This is a genomic window from Streptomyces sp. NBC_00341 (assembly GCF_041435055.1).
Taxonomy (GTDB): Bacteria; Actinomycetota; Actinomycetes; order Streptomycetales; family Streptomycetaceae; genus Streptomyces.
This window is the reverse complement of the sequence record NZ_CP108002.1, coordinates 1752836-1774843: the sequence shown is the minus strand read 5'-3', so window position 1 is coordinate 1774843 and position 22008 is coordinate 1752836. Positions and strand designations below refer to the sequence as shown.

Sequence of the window (22008 nt, the reverse complement as noted above, 5' to 3'; positions counted from 1 at the left end):
CACGCATGCGCGCCACCGTCATCCACGCCCCCCACGACATCCGCGTGCAGGAGGTCCCGGACCCGGCGATCCAGCAGCCCACCGACGTGGTGCTGCGGGTCCTGCGGGCCTGCATCTGCGGCAGCGACCTGTGGGCCTACCGAGGCGAGTCCGCCCGCAAGCCCGGCCAGCGCATCGGCCACGAGTTCCTCGGGATCGTCGAGGAGGCCGGCTCCGGCGTCAACGGCTTCGCCGTCGGCGACCTGGTCGTCGCCCCCTTCGTCTGGTCCGACGGCACCTGCGCCTACTGCGCGGAGGGCCTGACCACCTCCTGCCCGCAGGGCGGGTTCTGGGGTTCGGTCGGCTCCGACGGCGGGCAGGGCGAGGCCGTCCGCGTCCCGTTCGCCGACGGCACCCTGGTCAAGCTCCCCGCCGCCGCGGCCTCCGACGACCGCCTGCTCACCGCGCTGCTGGCCCTCTCCGACGTCCTCGGCACCGGCCACCACGCGGCGGTTGGCGCCGGGGTGAAGCCCGGCTCCACGGTCGCCGTCGTCGGCGACGGAGCCGTCGGCCTGTGCGGGGTCATGGCCGCCAAGCGGCTCGGCGCCGAGCGGATCATCGCGCTCGGCCGCCACACCGCCCGCACCGACATCGCCCGCATCTTCGGCGCCACCGACGTCGTCGCGGAGCGCGGCGAGGCCGCCGTCGCCGCCGTACGCGAACTGCTCGGCGGCGAGGGCGCCCAGGCGGTCATCGAGGCCGTCGGCACCGAGCAGTCGATGCGCACGGCCGTGGAGATCACCCGCGACGGCGGCTCGATCGGCTACGTCGGCGTACCGCACGGCAGCGGCACCGGACTGGACCTCGGCGTCATGTTCGACCGGAACATCGCGCTGCGCGGCGGGGTCGCCCCCGTGCGCAGCTACATACCGGAGCTGCTCCCCGACGTGCTGTCCGGTGCCATCGACCCGTCGCCCGTCTTCGACCTCGCTATCGGGCTCGACGACGTACCGGCCGGCTACAAGGCGATGGACGAGCGCACGGCGCTGAAGGTCCTCATCAAGCCGTGAGCCTCTGAGGCCGGGGCGGGGGCCGGTGCGATCACCGGCCCCCGCCCCGGACCCGCTACCAGCGGACCGCGTCCAGGGCGTCCACCACACCGGCCCCGTAGAAGCCGTTGCGGTTCTTGCCGCCCTCGCAGACCGCGTCGACGGTGCCGTCACCGTCGATGTCGTACGGGGCGCCGCACGCCGTGGCGTCCGCCTCCGCCGTCAGCAGCGCCTTCACCGCGAACGCGGACGCGTACGGGTGCCTCGACTTGATCAGGGCCACCACGCCCGCCACGTGCGGGGAGGCCATCGACGTACCGGCCATGTAGCCGTACTCGCCGCCCGGCAGCGTGGACAGGATCAGACCGTTCGTTGCGGGCAGCTCGGGCGGCTGGTAGGCCGTCGAGTCGCCGCCCGGGGCCGCCACGTCGATGACGCCGTTCCCGTAGTTCGAGTACGAGGCCTTCAGGCCCTTCGCGCCCGTCGCCGAGACCGTCACGACACCCGGCAGCATGGTCGGGATGTCGAAGCACTTCTTCGGGTCGATGGTCCGCGTGGTGGTGTCGCCGTCGTTCGGGCTGCCCGAGTCCTCGATCGTGTCGGCCGCCAGGTCCTCGGCGGAGTTGCCCGACGCGGCGACGTTGACCGTGCCCCTGCTCTCCGCGTACCGGGTGGCACGGGCGACCGCGTCGACCAGTGCGCCCTGGTCCGGGTCGTCCTTGCAGTTGTACATCCACGGGTCGGTGTAATAGCTGTTGTTGGTGACGTCGACACCGTGGTCCGCCGCCCACATGAAGCCGCACACGACGGACTCGGTGTAGAAGTATCCGTCCGGGTTCGCCACCTTGATACCGGCGACCTTCACCCCCGGAGCGACGCCCGTCACCCCGATGCCGTTCTTCGCCGCGGCTATGGTGCCCGCGACATGGGTGCCGTGCGGGCTCTCACCGGCGTTCGGGCGCCAGGAGCCGGGGGTGGTGTCCGGTGCGCCGGTCACACAGTTCGCCGAGGCGGACCGGTCGAAGTTGGGCGCGAGGTCCGGATGCGTGTCGTCGACGCCCGTGTCGATGACCGCGACCGTGACCTTCCGGCTGCCCAGTGACTTCTGGTGCGCCTTGTCCGCCTTGATGGCCGGCAGGTCCCACTGCAGCGGCTCCATCGGATCCTGGTCCGCCGTCGCCCGCGCCGCGGCGGTCCGCTCCTGCTCGGCGGTGAGCGGCTGCTGGACCCCGATGTCCTTGGTGGCCTGCGGGACGATCGGGTTGGTGCGGGTGGCGCCCGCCGAATCCACGCCCCTGACCCTGCGGACGGACTGCGCGAAGTCCGGGTTCTGCGAGTGGACGACGAGGACGCCGATCCGGTCGTAGGCGATCACCACCGTGCCGCCAGCCCGCTCCACCGCCTTGCGCACCTGCTTGACGGTGCCGGGGCCGCCCCGCGTGTTCACCACGTACGACAGTTTCGGTCCGTCCGCCGGCACCGCCGCAGCGGTCCGGCCGTCCACCGCGGAAGCGGACGCGGAACCCGTCGGCAGAAAGCCGAGCGAGACGGTGAGGGCCAGTCCGACGGGCAGCGCCAGTGCGCGCGTCCGCCCGGATCTCAGATGAGCCATGGGGTCTCCACATCATCCGTGCCGGTCGACCGGACACGGGCGTGTCCAGTCGCGTACATGACCAGTGAAGCTATCGCTGATCATCCCGGCTCATCAATGAGTTCGGGAGAACCCGTCTCCACCACGGCGTCCGAAGGGGTGACTTGGAGACCGGCGGAAGAGTGCGCATGTGCGTTGAACCGGTTCGCCGCGGGCCGCGTGCCGTTGTCAGGGGAGGCGCACCATCACCCCCCGATACCGAGGTCCCCAGTGAAAACCACCGTCCCCACCACCACCGCACCCGCGTCGCGAGGAGATTCCGTGGCTACCGATGCACCGCCGCCCGAGGGCAGTACGGAGAAAGGGCCGGCCCAGCCCACGACCGAGGCCTTCGTCGCGGAGCAGGAGAGCGCGGAATTCGGCGAACTGCGCCGCTCGCACCGCTCGTTCGCCTTCCCGCTGACCATCGCCTTCGTCCTCTGGTACCTGCTGTACGTACTGCTGTCCAACTACGCCGGCGACTTCATGGGCACCAAGGTGTACAGCAACTTCAACGTGGCCTTCGTCTTCGGCCTCGCCCAGTTCCTCACCACCTTCCTCATCGCCTGGTTCTACTCGCGGCACGCCAACGCGAAGCTGGACCCGAAGGCCGAGGCCATCAAGTCCCGTATGGAGGCCGACGTATGAGCGCCGCGTACCACTCCCACACCGCCGTACTCGCCGCCTCCTCCACCACCGAGCACCGGCCGCTGATCATCACGCTCTTCGCGGTCTTCGTCGCGGCGACGCTCGGCATCACCGTCTGGGCCGGCCGGCAGACCAAGAGCGCCTCCGACTTCTACGCCGGAGGACGGCAGTTCACCGCCTTCCAGAACGGACTCGCGGTCTCCGGCGACTACATGTCCGCCGCCTCGTTCCTCGGCATCGCCGGAGCCATCGCCCTCTTCGGATACGACGGCTTCCTCTACTCGATCGGCTTCCTCGTCGCCTGGCTGGTCGCCCTGCTGCTGGTGGCGGAACCGCTGCGAAACTCGGGCCGCTACACCATGGGCGACGTCCTCGCCTACCGGATGCGGCAGCGCCCCGTACGCACCGCGGCGGGCGTCTCCACCATCATCGTCTCGATCTTCTACCTGCTGGCGCAGATGGCCGGCGCCGGTGTGCTGGTCTCCCTGCTCCTCGGCATCACCAGCGACGCCGGAAAGATCCTCATCGTTGCGCTGGTCGGCGTACTGATGATCGTCTACGTCACCATCGGCGGCATGAAGGGCACCACCTGGGTGCAGATGGTCAAGGCCGTGCTGCTCATCGCGGGCGCCATCCTGATGACCTTCATGGTGCTCTGGAAGTTCGACTTCAACGTCTCGGACCTGCTGGGCACCGCCGCCGAGAAGAGCGGCCACGGCGCGTCGTTCCTGGAGCCCGGACTCAAGTACGGCGCCACCGGCACCTCGAAGCTGGACTTCCTCTCCCTCGGTATCGCCCTCGTGCTGGGCACCGCGGGCCTGCCGCACATCCTGATCCGCTTCTACACGGTGCCGACCGCCAAGGCCGCCCGTAAGTCGGTCAACTGGGCCATCGGCATCATCGGTGCCTTCTACCTGATGACGATCGCGCTCGGATTCGGCGCCGCGGCGCTCATCGGACCGAAGGAGATCATCGCGAAGAACCCGGCGGGCAACGCGGCGGCCCCGCAGCTCGCCGAGTACCTCGGCGGGGTCGGCTCCACCGGCGGCGCCGTCATGCTCGCCGTCATCTCCGCCGTCGCCTTCGCCACCATCCTCGCCGTCGTCGCGGGCCTCACCCTCGCCTCCTCGTCCTCCTTCGCCCACGACATCTACGCCAACGTCATCCGCAAGGGGAAGGCCACCGAGAAGGAGGAGATGCGGGCCGCCCGCTGGGCCACCGTCTTCATCGGCGCCGCCGCGATCCTGCTGGGCGCCTTCGCCCGCGACATGAACGTCGCCGGTCTGGTGGCGCTCGCCTTCGCCGTCGCCGCCTCCGCCAACCTGCCCACGCTCCTCTACAGCCTCTTCTGGAAGCGCTTCACCACGCAGGGCGCGCTGTGGTCGATCTACGGCGGTCTGGCCAGCTCGGTGATCCTGGTGCTGTTCTCGCCGGTCGTCTCCGGAAACGCGAAGACCTCGATGTTCAAGGGCGTCGACTTCGCCTGGTTCCCGCTGGAGAACCCCGGCCTGATCTCGATCCCACTGGGCTTCCTGCTCGGCTGGCTCGGCTCCCTCCTGTCGAAGGAGGAGCCGGACAAGGGCAAGTACGCCGAGCTGGAGGTCAAGTCCCTCACCGGCATCGGAGCCCACTGAGAGCAGAAGTTCACCCAGGAGTTCGTCTTTCGCACCGATCCCCCGCCGCGGCCGCGTCGTAGAGTCCTACGACGCGGCCGCGGCGTACCTCGTGTCAAACGGGCCCCTGCGATGTCACACGCCTCGCGTAGTCTCGAAAGAGCCAGTAACCGCAACCGGGAATTCAGCCGGAGGAGGGGGCCCACCATGCTCATCGACACCTACGACCGGGTCGCCACCGACCTGCGCGTGTCACTCACCGACCGGTGCAACCTGCGCTGTACGTACTGCATGCCGGAGGAAGGCCTGCAGTGGCTGGCCAAGCCGGACCTGCTGAGTGACGACGAGATCGTCCGCCTCGTCCGCATCGCCGTCACGCAGCTCGGCATCACCGAAGTCCGCTTCACCGGCGGCGAGCCGCTGCTGCGCCCCGGACTCGTCTCCATCGTCGAACAGTGCGCGGCCCTGGAGCCCCGCCCGAAGATGTCGATCACCACCAACGGGATCGGGCTGAAGCGGACCGCCGCGGCGCTCATGGCCGCAGGACTGGACCGGGTCAACGTCTCGCTGGACACCCTGCGCCCCGACGTGTTCAAGACCCTCACCCGCCGCGACCGGCACCACGACGTCCTGGCCGGCCTCGAAGCCGCCCGGGAGGCCGGGCTCACCCCGGTCAAGGTCAACACCGTCCTGATGCCGGGACTTAACGACGACGAGGCCCCGGACCTGCTCGCCTGGGCCGTGGACAACGCCTACCAGCTCCGCTTCATCGAGCAGATGCCGCTCGACGCACAGCACGGCTGGAAGCGCGACGGAATGATCACAGCGGGTGACATCCTCCAGTCGCTGCGCACCCGCTTCGAGCTGACCCCCGAGGGCCGGGACGAGCGCGGCTCCGCCCCCGCGGAGCGCTGGCTGGTCGACGGCGGACCGCACCGGGTCGGCGTCATCGCCTCGGTCACCCGGCCGTTCTGCCGGGCCTGCGACCGCACCCGGCTCACCGCCGACGGACAGGTGCGCACCTGTCTGTTCGCCCGCGAGGAGACCGACCTGCGCGGCGCACTGCGGTCGGACGCGCCGGACGAGGAGATCGCCCGGATCTGGAAGCTCGCGATGTGGGGCAAGAAGGCCGGATCCGGCCTGGACGACCCGTCCTTCCTGCAGCCGGACCGCCCGATGTCGGCGATCGGCGGGTAGCGCGCCGGGGCGGGGCCTTCAGGCGGGGTGCCAGGCAGGGCCGTCAGGCGGGGCCGTCAGGCGGGCGACTCCCACTCCTTCAGTGTCACCACGTCCTTCAGGAAGCCCCGCAGATCCAGGAACGAGGACAGGTGCTCCCGGTGCTCGTCGCAGGCCAGCCAGGTCTTGCGGCGGTCCGGGGTGTGCAGCTTCGGGTTGTTCCAGGCAAGCACCCACACGGCGTCGGCACGACAGCCCTTGGCGGAACAGACGGGGGCTTCGGCAGCGCTCTCGGCCGCGGATTCAGGGGAGTTCACGGACTCAACCCTAGGGCCTCCCGCGAGGCCCTAGGCCGACCGCGGAGGCGGCCGGCCCGAAGCATCCCCCGCCGGAGAAAAGGCGACGCCGGGCAGCCACGGGGGGAGCTGCCCGGCGTCGGTCCGTCGCTCCGACGGGGGATGCGGAGCGCTTTTGAAGTATGTCACGCAGACAGGGGTGCGGGGCACTGGAACTTCATGATTGATCTGAGCTTTTCTTGAGCTTGGACCCGTCGCGAAACCGATCAATACCGGGGCGTACCGGTTCAGCTGTGACCCTGCGGATCAGGGGTACGGAAGGGCTGCTCCGCCTCCGGGCCGGGTTCGGCGTGACCCGCCACCGGTGCGGCGCCGAGCGCGAGCCGGGTCGGGGCCGGGACGAAGGTCGAGGGCAGCGCGGGGGAGTTCTCCCGGCCCGCGTTGGCGATGACGACCGCGACGTACGGGAGCAGAACGCCCAGCGCCAGCCCCACGATCGCCACATAGCGCTCCACGTTCCACAGGGCCGCCGCGGCGATCACGGAGACCGTGCGCACGGACATCGAGATCACGTAGCGCCGCTGCCTGCCGCGCACATCCTCCGCGAGCCCCTGTCGGGCCCCCGTGATCCGGAAGACCTCGGAACCGCTCTGCTTGCCCATCCCGCCTCCACCCGACTTCCCCGCGCCCGCGTCTTCGCCTCGCCCGCACACGAACCGGGGGAGACCCCGTTCCCACGCCGGACGCTCCCCGGATCCGGACCGCTCCCACGGTACGCCCGGCATCCGGCGTGTTCGAGACCGGGGCGCGCCACGAATCCCGCTCACCGCACGTACGGACCCCTCCGGCATGCGGTGCACCCGCCTGGGGCCGAGACTGATCGCACATCGCGACACCGCGTCGCACGAGGAGGCGGTATGAGCTGGTTGTGGGCAATCATCGTGGGCCTGGTGCTCGGCCTGATCGCGAAGGCGATCCTGCCGGGGAAGCAGGAGATCCCACTCTGGCTGACGGTCATCTTCGGCATGATCGGCAGCATCCTCGGCAATGCCGTCGCCACCTGGATCGGTGTCAACGACACCAAGGGCATCGACTGGACGCGCCATGTGCTCCAGCTGATCGGCGCCGTGGTGGTGGTCGGTGTCGGGGACATGCTGTGGGCATCGATCCGAGGCAGCAGACGACAGAAGACCTGAACGCCTCAGTGGCTGAGCGCCTGAGGAACTGAGCGCTTCGGCGCCTGAGCACCTGGACACCGAACGGCTGCGGCCGGTCACGCGTGACGCGTGACCGGCCGCTGTGCTCCCCGGCCCGGTTCAGCCGGCCGTGACCTCGATGGCCGCGAGGTTCTTCTTGCCCCTGCGCAGCACCAGCCAGCGCCCGTGCAGCAGCTCCTCGCGGGCCGGTGCCGCCTCGCCGTCGGTGACCTTGACGTTGTTCACGTACGCGCCACCCTCCTTGACCGTGCGGCGCGCACCCGACTTGCTCGGCGCCAGACCGACCTCCACCAGCAGGTCCACCAGCGGACCCAGCTCGGTGACCCGGGCGTGCGGCACCTCGGAGAGCGCCGCGCCCAGCGTCGCCTCGTCCAGCCCGCCCAGCTCACCCTGGCCGAACAGGGCCTTCGACGCGGCGATGACCGCGGCGCACTGGTCCGCGCCGTGCACCAGCGTCGTCAGCTCCTCGGCCAGCGCGCGCTGCGCGGAGCGGGCCTGAGGCCGCTCCTCCGTGACCTTCTCCAGCTCCTCCAGCTCGGCGGGGCTCAGGAAGCTGAGGATGCGCATGTAGCGCGAGATGTCGCGGTCGTCCACGTTCAGCCAGAACTGGTAGAACGCGTACGGCGTCGTCATCTCCGGGTCGAGCCAGACGGCACCGCTCTCGGACTTGCCGAACTTGGTCCCGTCCGCCTTCGTCATCAGCGGCGTCGCCAGCGCGTGCACCTCGGCGCCCGGCTCCAGGCGGTGGATCAGGTCCAGCCCCGCGGTGAGGTTGCCCCACTGGTCGCTGCCGCCCTGCTGGAGGGTGCAGCCGTGCCGCCGGTACAGCTCCAGGAAGTCCATGCTCTGGAGCAGCTGGTAGCTGAACTCGGTGTAGCTGATGCCCTCGTCGGACTCCAGCCGGCGGGCGATGGACTCCTTCGTGAGCATCTTGTTGACCCGGAAGTGCTTGCCGATGTCCCGCAGGAACTCGATCGCGGACATGCCCGCGGTCCAGTCCAGGTTGTTCACCATGACCGCGGCGTTCTCGCCCTCGAAGGACAGGAACGGCTCGATCTGGGACCGCAGCCGCGACACCCAGGCGGCGATGGTCTCCGGGTCGTTCAGCGTGCGCTCCGCGGTCGGCCGGGGGTCACCGATCTGGCCGGTGGCCCCGCCCACCAGGGCGAGCGGCCGCAGCCCGGCCTGCTGGAGCCGGCGCATGGTGAGCACCTGCACCAGATGGCCGACGTGCAGACTCGCCGCGGTGGGGTCGTAGCCGCAATAGAACGTGACGGGACCGTCCGCGAGAGCCTTGCGCAGGGCGTCCTCGTCAGTGGACTGGGCGAACAGCCCGCGCCACTTCAGCTCGTCGACGATGTCCGTCACGGTTCCGTGTCTCCTCAGCTACGTGTATCGAAAGGTCTGTCGAAAGGTCTGTCGATACGTGGATCGAAAGGCATCGGCCAGTCTAGGCCGGTCACACGCCCCGGCTCACCGAGCTCATGTTGAAGTCCGGGATGCGCAGCGCGGGCATCGCGGCCCGGGTGAACCAGTCGCCCCACTCGCGCGGCAGCGTCTTCTCGGTGCGCCCGGCCTCCGTGGCCCGGGACAGCAGCTCCACCGGGGACTCGTTGAAGCGGAAGTTGTTCACCTCACCGACCACCTCGCCGCCCTCCACGAGATACACCCCGTCCCGGGTCAGCCCGGTCAGCAGCAGCGTCGCCGGATCGACCTCGCGGATGTACCACATGCAGGTCAGCAGCAGCGCGGGCCCTGTCGTCGCGGCCACCATCTCCTCCAGCGACCGTTCACCGCCGCCCTCCAGGACCAGGTTGTCGATCGCCGGGGCGAGCGGCAGCCCCGTCAGGCCCGCGGTGTGCCGGGTCGTCGTCAGCTGCTCCAGCCGCCCGTCCTTGATCCAGTCGGTGCGGGTCAGCGGCAGCCCGTTGTCGAAGACCGAGGCGCCGTCACCGGAGGAGTGCGCGATGACGAACGGCGCGGACTCGATCCCCGCGGCGTGCGGGTCGCTGCGCAGCGACAACGGCAGCGGGGACAGCGTGTCCCCGAGCCGGGTGCCGCCGCCCGGCTTGGAGAACACCGTCCGGCCCTCGGCGGCGTCCCGGGCGGTCGCGGACCACAGCTGGTAGATCAGCAGATCGGCCACGGAGGTCGGCGGCAGCAGCGTCTCGTACCGTCCGGCCGGCAGTTCGATACGGCGCTCCGCCCAGCCGAGCCGCCGGGCCAGCTCGGCATCCAGCTCCGCCGGGTCGACGTCCTTGAAGTCGCGGGTCGCACGCCCCGCCCAGGCCGAGCGCGAGCGGTCGGGCGACTTGGCGTTCAGCTCCAGCGTGCCGTTCGGCTGGTCGTGGCGCAGCCGCAGCCCGGTCGACGTACCGAGGTAGGTCGAGGTCATCTCGTGGTTCGCGAAGCCGTAGAGCTCCCGGCCACCGGCCCTGGCCCGCGCGAAGGCGTCCCCGAGCGCGGGGGCGAACGCCGCGAACACGTCGGAGTCCGTCTCCGCCGGGGCGTCGGTGAAGTCGGGGGACGACGGCACCCCGGTGATCAGCGGCTGCGCGTCCTCGGCCGGACCGGCCCCGCGCGCGGCCGCCTCGGCGGCCCGCACCAGCGGCTCCAGGTCGGCCGGGGTGACCGCGGCCCGGGACACGACCCCGGACGCGGTTCCCTCGGCCCCGTCGACCGTGGCGATGACGGTCAGGGTGCGGCCCCGGGTCACCCCGTTCGTGGTGAGCGCGTTGCCCGCCCAGCGAAGGTTGGCCGACGACTCCTCGTCGGCGATGACCACACAGCCGTCGGCGGTGGACAGTTCGAGAGCGCGCTCGACGATCTCGTAGGGCTTGCTGACGCGGCTCATCGTCCGGCCTCCTGCGTCGTGTTGAGACTGTGCTGCCCCGGGGGACGACCCCCGGACCCCCAGCCGGTTCGGTGCGCGCCGTTCATCGTCCGGCCTCCTGCGTCGTGTTGAGGATGTTCACGCCTCGGAAGAGGGCGGAGGGGCAGCCGTGCGAGACGGCCGCGACCTGGCCGGGCTGGGCCTTGCCGCAGTTGAAGGCGCCGCCCAGGACGTAGGTCTGGGGGCCGCCGACCTTCTCCATCGAGCCCCAGAAGTCCGTCGTCGTCGCCTGGTACGCGACATCGCGCAGCTGCCCGGCGAGCTTGCCGTTCTCGATCCGGAAGAACCGCTGCCCGGTAAATTGAAAGTTGTACCTTTGCATGTCGATGGACCACGACCGGTCACCGACCACGTAGATCCCGCGCTCCACCCCGCCGATCAGATCGTCGGTGGACAGCCCGCCGGGATCCGGCGCCAGCGACACGTTCGCCATCCGCTGCACGGGGACATGGCCCGGCGAGTCCGCGTAGGCGCACCCGTTGGACCGGCCCAGATCCGTCAGCTTCGCGATCCGGCGGTCCAGCTGGTAGCCGACCAGTGTGCCGTCCTTCACCAGGTCCCACGACTGGGCCTCGACGCCCTCGTCGTCGTAACCGATCGTCGCGAGCCCGTGCTCGGCCGTGCGGTCGCCCGTCACGTTCATCACGGGCGAGCCGTACGCCAGCTTGCCCAGCTTGTCGAAGGTGGCGAACGAGGTCCCGGCGTACGCCGCCTCGTAGCCCAGCGCCCGGTCCAGCTCCGTGGCGTGCCCGATCGACTCGTGGATGGTCAGCCACAGGTTCGACGGGTCGACGACCAGGTCGTACGTCCCCGCCTCGACGCTCGGCGCCCGCATCTTCTCGGCCAGCAGCCCCGGAATCCGCTCCAGCTCCGCGTCCCAGTCCCAGCCGGTCCCTGTCAGGTACTCCCAGCCGCGCCCGACCGGCGGCGCGATCGTGCGCATCGAGTCGAACTCGCCGCTCGTCGCGTCCACCGCCACCGCGGTGAACTGCGGATGCAGCCGGACCCGCTGCTGCGTGGTGACCGTGCCCGCCGTGTCCGCGTAGAACTTGTTCTCGTGGACGGTCATCAGTGAGGCGTCCACATGCGCGACGCCCGCCGCCCCCAGCAGCCGGCCGCTCCACTCGGCGAGCAGCCCCGCCTTCTCCTGCGCCGGTACGTCGAACGGGTCGATCTCGTACGAGGAGACCCAGCTCCGCTCCCCGTGCACCGGCTCGTCCGCCAGCTCCACCCTCTCGTCGGAGCCCGCCGCCGCGATCACCTTCGCCGAGAGCTTCGCCATCGCGACGGCCTGCGAGGCCACCCTCGCCGCCGCGTCCATCGTCAGGTCCACCCCGGAGGCGAACCCCCACGCCCCGCCGTGCACCACCCGCACCGCGTACCCGAGCTCCGTGCTGTCCGACGCCCCGGCCGGGCGGGCGTCCCGCAGCCGCCAGGTGGCGCTGCGCACCCGCTCGAAGCGGAAGTCCGCGTGCACGGCCCCGAGCGCCCGCGCGCGGGCGAGCGCCGCGTCGGCCAGCGGCCTCAGCGGCAGGGCCAGGAACGACTGATCTACCTCATGGGGCACGAGCGGCCTCTCCTCTGCTTCACATACCCTCGGTTCGTTTACGGGGCAGTGAAGCACGGCCGCAGGGGCGGCACAGCCGAATTGCGGCCGGGTCCCCGGCCGGGCAGGGCCGGAGCGGGGCCGGAACGACACTGTAGGAACCCGACAGCGCCCGGGGGAAGGCGCTGTCAGAGGCCGATTGCTCGGGAAGCGGGCGGTACCGATAGGTTTTTCGAGGTACCAGACAGCTATGGAAAGGGTGATCCGTTGAGCCGCTCGGTTCTCGTCACCGGAGGAAACCGGGGCATTGGCCTCGCCATCGCCCGCGCTTTCGTCGACAACGGCGACAAGGTCGCGATCACCTTCCGCTCCGGCGAGCCGCCCCGGGCCCTCACCGAGGCCGGTGTCCTCGCGGTTCGTTGCGACATCACCGACGCCGAGCAGGTGGAGCAGGCCTACAAGGTGATCGAGGAGAAGCACGGCAACGTGGAGGTGCTGGTCGCCAACGCCGGTGTCACCAAGGACCAGTTGCTGATGCGGATGACCGAGGAGGACTTCACGTCCGTACTCGACACCAACCTCACCGGTACCTTCCGAGTCGTCAAGCGCGCCAACCGGGGCATGCTGCGGGCCAAGAAGGGCCGGGTCGTCCTCATCTCCTCCGTCGTCGGCCTCCTCGGCTCGGCGGGGCAGGCGAACTACGCCGCGTCCAAGGCCGGCCTGGTCGGCTTCGCCCGGTCGCTCGCCCGTGAGCTGGGCTCGCGGAACATCACCTTCAACGTCGTCGCACCCGGCTTCGTAGACACCGACATGACGCAGGCGCTCACCGAGGAGCAGCGCAAGGGCATCGTCGCCCAGGTGCCGCTCGCGCGGTACGCGCAGCCCGCGGAGATCGCCGCCGCGGTGCGCTTCCTCGCCTCCGACGACGCGTCGTACATCACTGGAGCCGTCATCCCTGTTGACGGCGGATTGGGCATGGGTCACTGATCACCATGAGCGGAATTCTCGACGGCAAGCGCATCCTCATCTCCGGGGTGCTGATGGAGTCGTCCATCGCGTTCCACGCCGCGAAGGTGGCCCAGGAGCAGGGCGCGGAGATCATCCTTACCGCCTTCCCCCGGCCGACGCTCACCGAGCGCATCGCCAAGAAGCTGCCCAAGCCGGCCAAGGTCATCGAGCTGGACGTGACCAACGCCGAGCACCTCGACCGGCTGGCCGGTCTGGTGCGCGACGAGCTCGGTTCGCTCGACGGTGTCGTCCACTCCATCGGCTTCGCGCCGCAGGACGCGCTCGGCGGCAACTTCCTCAACACCCCCTTCGAGTCGGTCTCCACGGCGATGCACGTCTCGGCGTTCTCGCTGAAGTCCCTCGCCATGGCGTGCAAGCCGCTGATGGCCGAGGGCGGTTCGATCGTCGGCCTCACCTTCGACGCACAGTTCGCCTGGCCGCAGTACGACTGGATGGGCCCGACGAAGGCCGCGCTGGAGGCCACCTCCCGCTACCTCGCCCGCGACCTGGGCAAGGACAACATCCGCTGCAACCTGGTCTCGGCCGGACCGCTCGGCTCCATGGCGGCCAAGTCCATCCCGGGCTTCGGCGAGCTGGCCGAGGTGTGGAACACCCGTGCGCCGCTGGCCTGGGACATGTCGGACCCGGAGCCGGCCGGCCGCGCCATCGTCGCGCTGCTGTCGGACTTCTTCCCGAAGACCACGGGCGAGATCGTCCACGTCGACAGTGGCGTGCACATGATCGGCGCCTGACCCTCTCGCGCACCACGGCCGCGCACCGCCTCCCCCGAGGCGGTGCGCGGCCGTTTCCCTTGCCCCGCCCGGCCTCTCGGCACTCAGGTCGAAAACCTGGTCGATCCACCGCAGAATGTGGAGGAACCGGACTTCTGGTCAGGCCCCAGGGGAGGAGATCGCTGTGCGCGGCACACGTCACCGAACCCGGTCCCTGCTGGCGGCCTCCGCGGTCGTCGCCGGACTGCTCGTCCCTGGCGCCCTGTACGCCGCCGGGCACGTCGGAGCCGCCGGAGCGGCCGCACCACCCGCGCCCGAGCCCGAACCCTCCGGCGCCGAATGCCGTACGTCGGTCCACGGCTCCCGGGTCATCGCCTACTGCCACAACCCGTACCCGTCCACCGACCGGGTGCAGCTGCACACCGACTGCGCCCGCTGGTGGGACATCGACGCGGACTCCAGGCCGGTCGCCGTCGGACCGGGGCGGACGGTGCGACTGGACGACCGCTGCTGGAAGGAGGTCCGCTCCGCCTGGGTCACCCACTCGAACGAGACCCGCCCGGCGACCTGACCCGGTGCGGACCCGGCCCCATGTCTCGGACCCCGTGCGGAGTCGTCCTGCTATCTCGGACCCGGTGCGGACCCGGCCCCATGTCTCAGACCCGGTCCGCCAGGCAGGTGAGCGCGTGGCTCGCGGCCTCCTCCGCGGCCGTCTCCGCGTCACCGGCGCGGATCGCCTCGACCAGCCGCCCGTGGTCCATGTGGTTCTCCGGCCGCAGCTCATGACCGACGTCGTCCCGGACGTGTTCCCGCAGGAGGTCACCCAGGTCGGCGTATAGCCCGGTCAGCACGTCGTTGTGGGAGGCGGCCACGACGGCCAGATGCAGGGTCGCGTCCGCCGCCACGAAGGCCTCCGCGTCCCCGGCGGCCCAGGTCTCCTCCCGGCGCCGCATGAGCGCGTCCAGCTGCTTCAGGTCCCGGTCTGTGCGCCGGGCGGCGGCCAGCCGCGCGGCCGACGACTCCAGCGTCGAGCGCAGCTCGGCGACATGGCGCGGATCGGCGGACGCGAACCGGCGGTGCATCACCCCGGCCAGCTCGCTGGTGGCGGCCACATAGGTGCCCGAGCCCTGCCGGATGTCGAGCAGGCCGTTGTGCGCGAGCGCGCGCACCGCCTCGCGCACGGTGTTACGGGCCACCCCCAGCTGTTCGACCAGCTCGGGTTCGGTGGGGATGCGCGAGCCCACGGGCCACTCGCCCGAGGTGATCTGGTTCCTCAGCTGGTCAATCACCTGGTCGGCGAGTGCCGAACGCCGCGGGGACGTCAGCGCCATGGTGCTCCTTGCTCGGGTGTCCGGGGCCGGGGCTGTGTTCTCGGCGGTCGCGCCGCTCCCGGGTGTCCGCATGCTCTCAGAGGATTGACGAGGATTGGACAATCAATCATCCCATGATTCTATGATGACCTCATGCGTGACGACGAAACCCCTCCCCAGACCCCGACCGGGACGCTGAGTCCCGCCACTCCGACGGCCCCCGGAACCGACGCCCCCGTCACCCCGGCCGGTCCCGCGGCGTGGGTGCTCCGCCTGGTCGCCGTCGGGCTCGTCCTCACCGCGCTCAACCTCCGCCCCGCCATCACCAGCCTCGGCGCCCTCCTCGAAGAGGTGCGCGACGGGCTGCACATGAGCGGGAGCGTCGCGGGGGTCCTCACCTCCGTACCGCCCCTCTGCTTCGCGGTCTTCGGCATCATGGCGCCGCGCCTGGCCCGCCGCTTCGGCCCCGGCGCGGTCGTCTGCGCGGGCATGACCGCCATCACCGCGGGGTTGGTGATCCGGCCCCTCGTCGGCGGCACGGCCGGATTCCTCGCCGCGAGCGCCCTCGCCCTGATGGGCATCGCCGTGAGCAACGTACTGATGCCGGTGATCGTCAAGCGCTGGTTCCCGGACCGGGTCGGCTCCATGACCGGCCTCTACTCCATGGCCCTGGCCCTGGGCACCTCGCTGGCCGCCGCCGTGACCGTCCCCATGACCGAGGCGATGGGCGGCAGTTGGAAGGCGGGGCTCGGTATCTGGGCCGCGCTCGCCGCCGTCGCGATCCTGCCCTGGATCCCGCTGGTACGGGACCGGCGCGCCGCCTCCGGGCAGCCCTCCGCCCAGCAGGAGCGGGCACCGGAGCTCAGGATCACCCGCAGCCGCACCGCCTGGGCCCTCGCCTGCTTCTTCGGCCTCCAGGCCACCGCCGCCTACATCACCATGGGCTGGATGCCGCAGATCTTCCGCGACGCCGGGGTCTCGGCCGGTACCGCGGGCGTCCTGCTCGCCGTCACCATGGCGATGGGCGTCCCGCTCGCCTTCGTCATCCCCCGGGTCGCGGCCCGGATGCGCAACCAGGGCCCGATCGTCGTCTTCCTCGGCTCGTGCGGCCTCCTCGGCTACGCGGGTCTCTTCTTCGCCCCGTCCGGCGGGTCCTGGGCCTGGGCGGTGCTCCTGGGCGTCTCGAACTGCGCCTTCCCGCTCGCCCTCACGATGATCAGCATGCGTTCGCGCAGCGGCGCCGGAGTGGTGCGGCTGTCCGCTTTCGCCCAGTCCTGCGGCTATCTCATCTCGATCCCCGGCCCGCTCCTCGTCGGCGTGCTCTACCAGCACAGCGGCGGCTGGGGGCTGCCGATCGGCCTGATGGCGGCCCTGATGGTGCCGCAGATGGTGGTCGGCACGCTGGCGGGCCGGGACCGGACGATCGAGGACGAATGCTGAGATGCGAGACTGGGGCCATGTCTCCTGTGCTCGACCCGAATCCCCAGAACGGTCAGAAGAAGCTCCTGCTCGTCTTCGGGGCGATGGTGCTGATCTCGATCGTCATCGCCGTCATCGCCACCCTCGCCTCTCCCTGACGGTTCGCGCCCGCCCGGCTCCGGCGGGACGATGGTGGTGCTACCCCCACCATCCCCTAGGGGGTCAGGGTCAGGGTGAAGTGGGTGGGTCACCGGATGGGCCGGACGCCGCCGGATCCGTAGGTTCTCAGGTATCAGACCCGATGACCCCCGGAGGCGGACATGCCGGCCCGTACACACACCCGGTCCACCCGCCCGGATGCGGGCGGTGTCGAGATCAGGCTGCCCTGGTGGGCCGTCGCGCTGCCCGCCGTGGCCTTCGGCGCGCTGCTGTTGCTGGTCGTCGCACCGGGGCAGGCGCACGCGGCGGCGGACGATTCGGCGGTGGGCCAGTTGCTGGAGCGAATCGTGGACCTGCTGACCCGCTGATGCCACCGGCCGTTCCCGGGCGGGCCCTCCAACACCCTGCGCCAGCTGGCACGATTCGTGCGAAGCTGAGGTGTATGAGCGTCGATACACCTCGCAGGATTGTCCTTCTCAGGCACGCGAAGGCGGAATGGTCGCAGGACTCCGACCATGAGCGCCCGCTCGCGGAACGCGGCCGCAAGGACGCACCCGTGGCAGGCCGCAGACTCGTCGATTCGGGGATCGCCTTCGATCTGGCCCTCTGCTCCACCGCCACCAGGACGCGCGAGACGTGGAAGCTGGCCGTGCACGAGATGCCGGAGCGCCCCAGGACCGTGTACGAGGAGCGGCTGTACGAGGCCTCGCTCGGCGAGCTGATCGCCCTGGTCAACGAGACGCCCGACGAGGTCCGCAACCTGCTGGTGATCGGGCACAACCCGGGTATGCACGCGCTCGCCGATGCCCTTTCGGGCGCTTCGGAGGGCGACGCCCTGGCCCGGATGACCCGCGGCGGCTTCCCGACCGCCGCGTTCGCCGTGGTCGAGTTCTCCGGTACCTGGAAGGGCGTCGAGCACGGAATCGGCAAGCTCACCGAGTACTGGACCCCGAACGACTGACAGCTGACGGCTGTCCGTCTCACCGGATCGTGAAGAGGGTCCCGGCTGATCGTGAGGAGGGCCCCGGCGCACGAGCTTCCGCTCGCGCACCGGGGCCCTCCATGCTGTCCGGGGCGCACCGCCCCCGGCTTCCTATTCGACGAGACCGTCGGCGGCCTCGACCTCCTCGCGGGTGATGCCGAGCAGGTAGAGCACGGTGTCCAGGAACGGCACGTTCACCGCCGTGTGCGCGGCCCTGCGGACCACCGGCTTCGCGTTGAACGCCACGCCGAGCCCCGCGGTGTTCAGCATGTCCAGGTCGTTGGCCCCGTCGCCGATCGCCACGGTCTGCGCCAGCGGCACCCCGGCCTCCGCGGCGAAGCTGCGCAGCAGCCGGGCCTTGCCGGCCCGGTCGACGATGGGCCCGGTCACCCGGCCGGTGAGCTTGCCGCCGACGATCTCCAGAGTGTTGGCAGAGGCGAAGTCGAGCCCCAGTCGTTCCTTGAGATCGTCCGTCACCTGCGTGAACCCGCCGGAGACGACGCCTACTTGGTAGCCGAGCCGCTTCAGCGTACGGATCAGGGTCCGGGCGCCCGGCGTCAGCCGTACCTCGGCGCGGACCTTCTCCACCACGGACACGTCGAGTCCCGCCAGCAGCGCCACCCGGGCGTGCAGCGACTGCTCGAAGTCGAGTTCCCCGCGCATCGCCTGCTCGGTGACCGAGGCGACCTCCGCCTCACAGCCGGCGTGCGCCGCGAAGAGCTCGATGACCTCGTCCTGGATGAGGGTCGAGTCGACGTCCATCACGACGAGCCGCTGCGCGCGGCGGCTCAGCCCGGCGGAGACCACGGCCACGTCGACGCCGATCTCGGCGGCCTCGGTGGCCAGCGCGGTCCGCAGCTCCTCCGTTCCGGTGCCGGACACCGCGAACTCGACGGCTGTGACCGGGTATTTCGCCAGCCGGAAGATCCGGTCGATGTTCCCGCCGGTCGAGGTGATGCTGGCCGCTATGGCGGCGGTCGACTCCGCGGTCAGCGGGTGCCCGAGCACCGTCACATGGGAGCGGCCGTCGCCACGGGGACGGTTGTCGCCCGTACCGGAGATGATCTCGGCCTGCAGTTTCAGCGACTCGGCCCAGCTGTGCACGGTGGCCCGCAGGTCGCCCTCCGTGGTGCCGCCCGCGACCGGGGCGGTGACCAGCGCGCACAGGACGATGCGGCCACGGGTGACGACCTGCTCGATGTCGACGACATCGACCGAGTAGGCGGCGAGGGTGTCGAACAGCCCGGCGGTGATACCGGGACGGTCCTTCCCGAAGATCTTCACGAGAAGGGTCGGTGCGTCGATGCCCTGACGTGACTCAGGGGACTCAGGAGACGGCGAGGACTGAGGTGGCTGAGATGCGCTCATGGTGTGCCCACCGTATCGGTCCACGACGCGCCCCCGACGGTCCGTCCCGAGTGCCGGACAGTCCGTCCCGATACCCCCAACCAGATAATTCAGCACGATCCGCAATCGTTCATGGCCAGTTGTGTCGGTAGATGACCGTTTTGTTGGCGTCAAAGCCATAACAGTGCAGGTCTCGGCAGGGTCAAACCCCCGCCCGGCTTTCGTATCGGGGACTGCTCCTGGAATAGTTCCCCACGATGTTCAGCATCCCTAGACTCCCTGCAACGGGGGTAATCGGGGGACAACTAGTGGGGCGCGGAGTGCCGGAACTCGTACTGGAATTGAATGGCAGGACCTGGACGCTCGATCCGTCCAGGTCGTACACCCTCGGACGTGATCCGCAGGGCGACATGACGATCGATGACGCCAGGGTGTCGTGGCGGCACGCCACGATCAGCTGGAACGGCCGGGGTTGGTCCATCGAGGACCACGGCAGCACCAACGGCACCTATGTACAGGGCCAGCGAATCCACCAGCTGGAGATCGGCCCCGGCTCCACGGTGCACCTGGGCAATGCCACCGACGGGCCCCGGCTGAGCCTCACCGCTGCCGGTGTGTACAGCGGGCAGGCCGCCGCCGGGGGCCAGGCCCAGCAGTCGCAGCAGACCCCGCCGCAGCAGCCGCAACCGCAGCAGCCGCAGCAGGGCGGACCCGGCTGGCCGGGACAGCAGAATCCCGGACAGCAGATTCCGGGGCAGCAGCAGACTCCGGGCCAGCAGCAGATTCCGGGACAGGGCCAGGGACAGCAGCCGCAGGCCTGGCAGCAGGCGCCCCAGGCGCCCCAGGCGCCCCAGGCGCCCCAGGCGCCGCAGCAGTCCCACGGACCGCAGCAGGGCATGGCGAACAACCCCGGGAGTGGCGGGGCCGGCGGCGCGGCGGGGGCGTCACCGGTCTACGGCGACCGCAGCCCGACCACCTTCCACCAGGTGGCTCTCGGCCGGGTGATGCGCATCGGCCGTGCGCTGGAGAACGAACTGGTCGTCTCCGACCTCCAGGTCTCGCGCAACCACGCCGAGTTCCACGCGACGCCCGACGGCCGCTTCGAGATCCGTGACCTCGGATCCCACAACGGCACGTACGTCAACGGCCAGCCGCTCTCCAAGTCCGGCTCCGCGCTCATCGGCGCGAACGACATCGTCGGTGTCGGTCACTCGACGTTCCGGCTGGTCGGTGACCGGCTCGAGGAATTCGTCGACACGGGCGAGGTCTCCTTCGCCGCCCGCCACCTCACCGTGACGGTCGACGGCGGCAAGCAGATCCTGAAGGACGTCTCGTTCGGCGTCCCGGAGAAGTCGCTGATCGGCGTCATCGGCCCGTCCGGCTCCGGAAAGTCCACCCTGCTCAAGGCGCTCACCGGCTACCGGCCCGCCGACCAGGGCGAAGTCCTCTACGACAACCGGAACCTCTACAAGCAGTTCGCCGAGCTGCGCCAGCGCATCGGCCTGGTTCCGCAGGACGACATCCTGCACAAGGAACTCACGGTCACCAAGGCCCTCAAGTACGCGGCCAAGCTCCGCTTCCCCGCCGACACCACAGAGGCCGAGCGGCAGTCCCGGATCCTGGAAGTCCTCGCCGAGCTCAAGCTCGACATCCACAAGGACAAGAAGGTCACCTCGCTCTCCGGCGGCCAGCGCAAGCGCGTCTCGGTGGCCCTGGAGCTGCTCACCAAGCCCTCGCTGATATTCCTGGACGAGCCGACCTCCGGCCTCGACCCGGGCATGGACCGCGATGTCATGCAGCTGCTGCGCGGTCTGGCCGACGACGGCCGTACCGTCCTCGTCGTCACGCACTCGGTCGCCGAGCTGGCCATCTGCGACAAGCTCCTGGTGATGGCGCCCGGTGGCGCCGTGGCCTACTTCGGTCCGCCGGAGGAAGCGCTCAACTTCTTCGGCTACAGCTCCTGGGCCGACGTCTTCTCCGCGTTCGAGAACTACCGCGACTACGACTGGGCGGGCCGCTGGCGCGGTTCGCAGCACTACCAGATGTACGCCGCGGACATCGACTCCGTCGCCGCGCAGTCCGTACACATGCCCCCGCACCAGCAGATGCGCCCGCCGAAGCCGCAGGGCTGGGTGACGCAGCTGTGGACGCTGATGCGCCGCTATCTGTCGGTGATCGCGTCCGACAAGGGCTTCATGGGCCTGATGGTGATCCTGCCCGCGGTGCTCGGTGTGGTCAGCGTGGTCATTCCGTCGGACTTCGGCCTGGGCCCGCCCAAGGCGCCGTCCCGGTTCAACAGCGACGCCGGAACGATCATGCTGATCCTGGTGATCGGCATGACCTTCTCCGGGGCGGCCAACTCCGTACGAGAGCTGATCAAGGAACGGGTGATCTACGAACGGGAACGGGCCACCGGCCTCTCCCGCTCCGCCTACCTGATGTCCAAGGTGATCGTGCTCGGCATGATCACGGCCCTCCAGGGCGTCATCATCTGCGGCATCGGCTTCGCCACCCGCGATCTGCCGGCGGAGGGCCTGATCATGCCGCCGGCCGTCGAGCTCTGCGTGACGATCATCGCGCTCGGCTTCACCTCGATGATGTTCGGCCTGGTGATCTCCTCGCTGGTGAAGACCTCCGAGAAGACCATGCCGCTGCTGGTCATGTTCGCGATCGTCCAGGTGGTCTTCACCGGCATCCTCTTCCAGGTCTACGGATCGCTGGGCCTGGAGCAGTTCGCCTGGCTGATGCCGTCCCGCTGGGCGATCGCGGCCGCGGGCTCGACCCTCGACCTCGCCCACCTCATGCCGCCGTGGGACCAGAAGAACCCCACCGACCTGGACCCGCTGTGGGAGCACTCGGTGAGCCAGTGGGGGATCAACATCGGGGTGCTGGTCTTCCTCGGTGTCATCTGCGGGTTCGCGGTCGCGCGGCTGCTGCGCCGCCACGAGCCCGAGGTGATGCGCAAGTAGCCGCCGCCTCGCGGTCGCGCACCGTACGACGCCGAA

The 22008-nt window shown here is 70.2% G+C and carries 21 protein-coding genes; 13 read left to right on the top strand and 8 right to left on the bottom strand.

What is annotated here, in order from left to right; all coding sequences use genetic code 11:
* The first annotated feature begins 5 nt into the window (after positions 1-5).
* Positions 6-1049, top strand: a complete 1044-nt coding sequence (locus OG892_RS07870) for a zinc-dependent alcohol dehydrogenase family protein (RefSeq protein WP_371628768.1) — start codon at positions 6-8, stop codon at positions 1047-1049.
* Positions 1050-1104: 55 nt separating this feature from the next.
* On the opposite strand, the gene OG892_RS07865 is transcribed toward OG892_RS07870, so the two are convergent.
* Entirely contained in the window at positions 1105-2640 is a 1536-nt protein-coding gene (locus OG892_RS07865) for a S8 family serine peptidase (protein ID WP_371628767.1), read from the bottom strand.
* Between the two features lie 300 nt (positions 2641-2940).
* On the opposite strand from OG892_RS07865, the gene OG892_RS07860 reads away from it, so the two are divergent.
* From OG892_RS07860 to moaA, 3 genes are all read left to right on the top strand, one after another.
* On the top strand, positions 2941-3306 hold the full coding sequence (locus OG892_RS07860) for a DUF485 domain-containing protein (protein WP_371628766.1): 366 nt from the start codon (positions 2941-2943) through the stop codon (positions 3304-3306).
* On the top strand, positions 3303-4940 hold the full coding sequence (locus OG892_RS07855; protein WP_371628765.1) for a cation acetate symporter: 1638 nt from the start codon (positions 3303-3305) through the stop codon (positions 4938-4940). Before OG892_RS07860 ends, OG892_RS07855 begins: the two co-directional genes overlap by 4 nt.
* Before the next feature lie 186 nt (positions 4941-5126).
* The gene (gene moaA, locus OG892_RS07850; RefSeq protein ID WP_371628764.1) at positions 5127-6116 is read left to right on the top strand and encodes a GTP 3',8-cyclase MoaA; all 990 of its coding nucleotides are present in this window, start codon (positions 5127-5129) and stop codon (positions 6114-6116) included.
* Between the two features lie 56 nt (positions 6117-6172).
* On the opposite strand, the gene OG892_RS07845 is transcribed toward moaA, so the two are convergent.
* Positions 6173-6412 carry a hypothetical protein gene (locus OG892_RS07845; protein ID WP_327336244.1) on the bottom strand — a complete coding sequence of 80 codons (240 nt, stop codon included), beginning with the start codon at positions 6410-6412 and terminating at the stop codon, positions 6173-6175.
* Positions 6413-6678: 266 nt separating this feature from the next.
* The gene (locus OG892_RS07840; protein WP_371628763.1) at positions 6679-7053 is read right to left on the bottom strand and encodes a DUF3099 domain-containing protein; all 375 of its coding nucleotides are present in this window, start codon (positions 7051-7053) and stop codon (positions 6679-6681) included.
* A gap of 255 nt (positions 7054-7308) precedes the next feature.
* On the opposite strand from OG892_RS07840, the gene OG892_RS07835 reads away from it, so the two are divergent.
* On the top strand, positions 7309-7587 hold the full coding sequence (locus OG892_RS07835; RefSeq protein ID WP_024490366.1) for a GlsB/YeaQ/YmgE family stress response membrane protein: 279 nt from the start codon (positions 7309-7311) through the stop codon (positions 7585-7587).
* Positions 7588-7707: 120 nt separating this feature from the next.
* Here OG892_RS07835 and tyrS read toward each other — a convergent pair whose 3' ends face one another.
* The 3 genes from tyrS to OG892_RS07820 all read right to left on the bottom strand — a co-directional run bounded on the left by tyrS (position 7708) and on the right by OG892_RS07820 (position 12068).
* Positions 7708-8976 (bottom strand): tyrosine--tRNA ligase, encoded by a 1269-nt coding sequence (gene tyrS, locus OG892_RS07830; protein WP_371628762.1) that lies wholly within the window; start codon positions 8974-8976, stop codon positions 7708-7710.
* Positions 8977-9067: 91 nt separating this feature from the next.
* Positions 9068-10462, bottom strand: a complete 1395-nt coding sequence (locus OG892_RS07825) for a metallopeptidase TldD-related protein (RefSeq protein WP_371628761.1) — start codon at positions 10460-10462, stop codon at positions 9068-9070.
* 82 nt (positions 10463-10544) lie between these two features.
* The gene (locus tag OG892_RS07820) at positions 10545-12068 is read right to left on the bottom strand and encodes a TldD/PmbA family protein (protein WP_327336240.1); all 1524 of its coding nucleotides are present in this window, start codon (positions 12066-12068) and stop codon (positions 10545-10547) included.
* A 246-nt stretch (positions 12069-12314) separates the two neighbouring features.
* Here OG892_RS07820 and fabG point away from each other — a divergent pair, with 246 nt between their 5' ends.
* The 3 genes from fabG to OG892_RS07805 all read left to right on the top strand — a co-directional run bounded on the left by fabG (position 12315) and on the right by OG892_RS07805 (position 14357).
* Positions 12315-13034 carry a 3-oxoacyl-[acyl-carrier-protein] reductase gene (gene fabG, locus OG892_RS07815; protein WP_311306481.1) on the top strand — a complete coding sequence of 240 codons (720 nt, stop codon included), beginning with the start codon at positions 12315-12317 and terminating at the stop codon, positions 13032-13034.
* 5 nt (positions 13035-13039) lie between these two features.
* Positions 13040-13807: an enoyl-ACP reductase FabI gene (gene fabI / locus OG892_RS07810; protein ID WP_371628760.1), complete on the top strand. Its 768-nt coding sequence runs from the start codon at positions 13040-13042 to the stop codon at positions 13805-13807.
* Positions 13808-13970: 163 nt separating this feature from the next.
* On the top strand, positions 13971-14357 hold the full coding sequence (locus OG892_RS07805) for a hypothetical protein (RefSeq protein WP_371628759.1): 387 nt from the start codon (positions 13971-13973) through the stop codon (positions 14355-14357).
* Positions 14358-14442: 85 nt separating this feature from the next.
* Here the strand turns inward: OG892_RS07805 and OG892_RS07800 are convergent, their stop codons facing one another.
* On the bottom strand, positions 14443-15117 hold the full coding sequence (locus OG892_RS07800; protein ID WP_327336237.1) for an FCD domain-containing protein: 675 nt from the start codon (positions 15115-15117) through the stop codon (positions 14443-14445).
* A 132-nt stretch (positions 15118-15249) separates the two neighbouring features.
* Here OG892_RS07800 and OG892_RS07795 point away from each other — a divergent pair, with 132 nt between their 5' ends.
* The 4 genes from OG892_RS07795 to OG892_RS07780 all read left to right on the top strand — a co-directional run bounded on the left by OG892_RS07795 (position 15250) and on the right by OG892_RS07780 (position 17635).
* A complete protein-coding gene (locus tag OG892_RS07795) occupies positions 15250-16536 on the top strand; it encodes an MFS transporter (protein ID WP_328867550.1) in 1287 nt (428 codons plus the stop codon).
* A gap of 26 nt (positions 16537-16562) precedes the next feature.
* Positions 16563-16673, top strand: a complete 111-nt coding sequence (locus OG892_RS07790) for an SGM_5486 family transporter-associated protein (protein ID WP_260147507.1) — start codon at positions 16563-16565, stop codon at positions 16671-16673.
* A 162-nt stretch (positions 16674-16835) separates the two neighbouring features.
* Complete coding sequence (locus tag OG892_RS07785; protein ID WP_073739891.1) at positions 16836-17042, top strand: hypothetical protein; 207 nt, start codon at positions 16836-16838, stop codon at positions 17040-17042.
* A 74-nt stretch (positions 17043-17116) separates the two neighbouring features.
* Complete coding sequence (locus tag OG892_RS07780) at positions 17117-17635, top strand: histidine phosphatase family protein (protein WP_073739893.1); 519 nt, start codon at positions 17117-17119, stop codon at positions 17633-17635.
* Positions 17636-17767: 132 nt separating this feature from the next.
* Here OG892_RS07780 and serB read toward each other — a convergent pair whose 3' ends face one another.
* A complete protein-coding gene (gene serB / locus OG892_RS07775) occupies positions 17768-19024 on the bottom strand; it encodes a phosphoserine phosphatase SerB (protein WP_073739894.1) in 1257 nt (418 codons plus the stop codon).
* Between the two features lie 287 nt (positions 19025-19311).
* On the opposite strand from serB, the gene OG892_RS07770 reads away from it, so the two are divergent.
* Positions 19312-21972, top strand: a complete 2661-nt coding sequence (locus OG892_RS07770; RefSeq protein WP_371628758.1) for an FHA domain-containing protein — start codon at positions 19312-19314, stop codon at positions 21970-21972.
* Positions 21973-22008: the final 36 nt, after the last annotated feature.

What these genes read in the sequence shown, in the direction of transcription:
- OG892_RS07825 (WP_371628761.1), bottom strand. Translation starts at nt 10,462, where the DNA reads ATGAGCCGCGTCAGCAAGCCCTACGAGATCGTCGAGCGCGCTCTCGAA.
- OG892_RS07840 (WP_371628763.1), bottom strand. Translation starts at nt 7,053, where the DNA reads ATGGGCAAGCAGAGCGGTTCCGAGGTCTTCCGGATCACGGGGGCCCGA.
- OG892_RS07800 (WP_327336237.1), bottom strand. Translation starts at nt 15,117, where the DNA reads ATGGCGCTGACGTCCCCGCGGCGTTCGGCACTCGCCGACCAGGTGATT.
- fabI (WP_371628760.1), top strand. Translation starts at nt 13,040, where the DNA reads ATGAGCGGAATTCTCGACGGCAAGCGCATCCTCATCTCCGGGGTGCTG.
- serB (WP_073739894.1), bottom strand. Translation starts at nt 19,024, where the DNA reads ATGAGCGCATCTCAGCCACCTCAGTCCTCGCCGTCTCCTGAGTCCCCT.
- OG892_RS07795 (WP_328867550.1), top strand. Translation starts at nt 15,250, where the DNA reads ATGCGTGACGACGAAACCCCTCCCCAGACCCCGACCGGGACGCTGAGT.
- moaA (WP_371628764.1), top strand. Translation starts at nt 5,127, where the DNA reads ATGCTCATCGACACCTACGACCGGGTCGCCACCGACCTGCGCGTGTCA.
- OG892_RS07855 (WP_371628765.1), top strand. Translation starts at nt 3,303, where the DNA reads ATGAGCGCCGCGTACCACTCCCACACCGCCGTACTCGCCGCCTCCTCC.
- OG892_RS07865 (WP_371628767.1), bottom strand. Translation starts at nt 2,640, where the DNA reads ATGGCTCATCTGAGATCCGGGCGGACGCGCGCACTGGCGCTGCCCGTC.
- OG892_RS07780 (WP_073739893.1), top strand. Translation starts at nt 17,117, where the DNA reads ATGAGCGTCGATACACCTCGCAGGATTGTCCTTCTCAGGCACGCGAAG.
- OG892_RS07785 (WP_073739891.1), top strand. Translation starts at nt 16,836, where the DNA reads ATGCCGGCCCGTACACACACCCGGTCCACCCGCCCGGATGCGGGCGGT.
- OG892_RS07870 (WP_371628768.1), top strand. Translation starts at nt 6, where the DNA reads ATGCGCGCCACCGTCATCCACGCCCCCCACGACATCCGCGTGCAGGAG.
- OG892_RS07835 (WP_024490366.1), top strand. Translation starts at nt 7,309, where the DNA reads ATGAGCTGGTTGTGGGCAATCATCGTGGGCCTGGTGCTCGGCCTGATC.